General features: G+C 50.9%; 1 tRNA gene and 2 rRNA genes. All 3 read right to left on the reverse strand.

Annotated elements, in window-relative coordinates:
• Positions 1 to 9: 9 nt before the first annotated feature.
• Positions 10 to 125: ribosomal RNA gene (gene rrf / locus OC445_RS26730) — 5S ribosomal RNA — on the reverse strand.
• 151 nt (positions 126 to 276) lie between these two features.
• Positions 277 to 3,168 (reverse strand): 23S ribosomal RNA (locus OC445_RS26735).
• Positions 3,169 to 3,415: 247 nt separating this feature from the next.
• Positions 3,416 to 3,491 (reverse strand) — tRNA-Ala (locus OC445_RS26740).
• Position 3,492: the final 1 nt, after the last annotated feature.

Below are 3,492 nucleotides of genomic sequence, written 5' to 3' on the forward strand. Positions count from 1 at the left end.
GGAATTTAATCTTGACGATGACCTACTCTCACATGGGGAAACCCCACACTACCATCGGCGATGCATCGTTTCACTGCTGAGTTCGGGATGGGATCAGGTGGTTCCAATGCTCTATGGTCGTCAAGAAATTCGGGTACTGAGTCGTGGCCAGCTGGCCTCGCTTCAGCAAATTGGGTATGTGATAGATCGTGGTGTTTTGTGAGCGTCGAACTTTCGGTTCATTGCGTCTTCACACACCGCAATCTGGCCTTTCGACGCAAATTGCTTGGGTGTTATATGGTCAAGCCTCACGGGCAATTAGTATTGGTTAGCTCAACGCCTCACAGCGCTTACACACCCAACCTATCAACGTCGTAGTCTTCGACGGCCCTTCAGGGAACTCAAGGTTCCAGTGAGATCTCATCTTGAGGCTAGTTTCCCGCTTAGATGCTTTCAGCGGTTATCTATTCCGAACATAGCTACCCGGCAATGCCACTGGCGTGACAACCGGAACACCAGAGGTTCGTCCACTCCGGTCCTCTCGTACTAGGAGCAGCCCCTCTCAAATCTCAAACGTCCACGGCAGATAGGGACCGAACTGTCTCACGACGTTCTAAACCCAGCTCGCGTACCACTTTAAATGGCGAACAGCCATACCCTTGGGACCGGCTTCAGCCCCAGGATGTGATGAGCCGACATCGAGGTGCCAAACACCGCCGTCGATATGAACTCTTGGGCGGTATCAGCCTGTTATCCCCGGAGTACCTTTTATCCGTTGAGCGATGGCCCTTCCATACAGAACCACCGGATCACTAAGACCTACTTTCGTACCTGCTCGACGTGTCTGTCTCGCAGTCAAGCGCGCTTTTGCCTTTATACTCTACGACCGATTTCCGACCGGTCTGAGCGCACCTTCGTACTCCTCCGTTACTCTTTAGGAGGAGACCGCCCCAGTCAAACTACCCACCATACACTGTCCTCGATCCGGATAACGGACCTGAGTTAGAACCTCAAAGTTGCCAGGGTGGTATTTCAAGGATGGCTCCACGCAGACTGGCGTCCACGCTTCAAAGCCTCCCACCTATCCTACACAAGCAAATTCAAAGTCCAGTGCAAAGCTATAGTAAAGGTTCACGGGGTCTTTCCGTCTAGCCGCGGATACACTGCATCTTCACAGCGATTTCAATTTCACTGAGTCTCGGGTGGAGACAGCGCCGCCATCGTTACGCCATTCGTGCAGGTCGGAACTTACCCGACAAGGAATTTCGCTACCTTAGGACCGTTATAGTTACGGCCGCCGTTTACCGGGGCTTCGATCAAGAGCTTCGCGTTAGCTAACCCCATCAATTAACCTTCCGGCACCGGGCAGGCGTCACACCCTATACGTCCACTTTCGTGTTTGCAGAGTGCTGTGTTTTTAATAAACAGTCGCAGCGGCCTGGTATCTTCGACCGGCATGAGCTTACGGAGCAAGTCCTTCACCCTCACCGGCGCACCTTCTCCCGAAGTTACGGTGCCATTTTGCCTAGTTCCTTCACCCGAGTTCTCTCAAGCGCCTTGGTATTCTCTACCCAACCACCTGTGTCGGTTTGGGGTACGGTTCCTGGTTACCTGAAGCTTAGAAGCTTTTCTTGGAAGCATGGCATCAACCACTTCGTTACCTAAAAGGTAACTCGTCATCAGCTCTCGGCCTTGAAATCCCGGATTTACCTAAGATTTCAGCCTACCACCTTAAACTTGGACAACCAACGCCAAGCTGGCCTAGCCTTCTCCGTCCCTCCATCGCAATAACCAGAAGTACAGGAATATTAACCTGTTTTCCATCGACTACGCTTTTCAGCCTCGCCTTAGGGACCGACTAACCCTGCGTCGATTAACGTTGCGCAGGAAACCTTGGTCTTTCGGCGTGGGTGTTTTTCACACCCATTATCGTTACTCATGTCAGCATTCGCACTTCTGATACCTCCAGCAAGCTTCTCAACTCACCTTCACAGGCTTACAGAACGCTCCTCTACCGCATCACTTACGTGATACCCGTAGCTTCGGTGTATGGTTTGAGCCCCGTTACATCTTCCGCGCAGGCCGACTCGACTAGTGAGCTATTACGCTTTCTTTAAAGGGTGGCTGCTTCTAAGCCAACCTCCTAGCTGTCTAAGCCTTCCCACATCGTTTCCCACTTAACCATAACTTTGGGACCTTAGCTGACGGTCTGGGTTGTTTCCCTTTTCACGACGGACGTTAGCACCCGCCGTGTGTCTCCCATGCTCGGCACTTGTAGGTATTCGGAGTTTGCATCGGTTTGGTAAGTCGGGATGACCCCCTAGCCGAAACAGTGCTCTACCCCCTACAGTGATACATGAGGCGCTACCTAAATAGCTTTCGAGGAGAACCAGCTATCTCCGAGCTTGATTAGCCTTTCACTCCGATCCACAGGTCATCCGCTAACTTTTCAACGGTAGTCGGTTCGGTCCTCCAGTTAGTGTTACCCAACCTTCAACCTGCCCATGGATAGATCGCCCGGTTTCGGGTCTATTCCCAGCGACTAGACGCCCTATTAAGACTCGCTTTCGCTACGCCTCCCCTATTCGGTTAAGCTCGCCACTGAAAATAAGTCGCTGACCCATTATACAAAAGGTACGCAGTCACCCAACAAAGTGGGCTCCCACTGCTTGTACGCATACGGTTTCAGGATCTATTTCACTCCCCTCTCCGGGGTTCTTTTCGCCTTTCCCTCACGGTACTAGTTCACTATCGGTCAGTCAGTAGTATTTAGCCTTGGAGGATGGTCCCCCCATATTCAGACAAAGTTTCTCGTGCTCCGTCCTACTCGATTTCATGACTAAGAGATTTTCGCGTACAGGGCTATCACCCACTATGGCCGCACTTTCCAGAGCGTTCCGCTAATCTCAAAGCCACTTAAGGGCTAGTCCCCGTTCGCTCGCCACTACTAAGGGAATCTCGGTTGATTTCTTTTCCTCAGGGTACTTAGATGTTTCAGTTCCCCTGGTTCGCTTCTTGCACCTATGTATTCAGTACAAGATAACCATCTTATGATGGCTGGGTTCCCCCATTCAGACATCTCCGGATCAAAGTCTGTTTGCCGACTCCCCGAAGCTTTTCGCAGGCTACCACGTCTTTCATCGCCTCTGACTGCCAAGGCATCCACCGTATGCGCTTCTTCACTTGACCATATAACCCCAAGCAATCTGGTTATACTGTGAAGACGACATTCGCCGAAAATTCGAATTTCTCAGTTAAGAGAACTCACAAATTTTACCTTAGCCTGATCCGTTACCAGTGAAAGTAACGTTCAGTCTATCTTTCTATCACATACCCAAATTTTTAAAGAACGAACTAGTCAAAGACTAGAAATCAACATTCACCATCACAACGATGGAATGCTCATTTCTAAGCTTTATACAAACAGAAGCAGTAGTGGTGGAGCCAAACGGGATCGAACCGTTGACCTCCTGCGTGCAAGGCAGGCGCTCTCCCAGCTGAGCTATGGCCCCG

The organism is Pseudomonas sp. Pse35, from assembly GCF_024519715.1.
GTDB classification, from domain to species: Bacteria; Pseudomonadota; Gammaproteobacteria; order Pseudomonadales; family Pseudomonadaceae; genus Aquipseudomonas; species Aquipseudomonas paracarnis.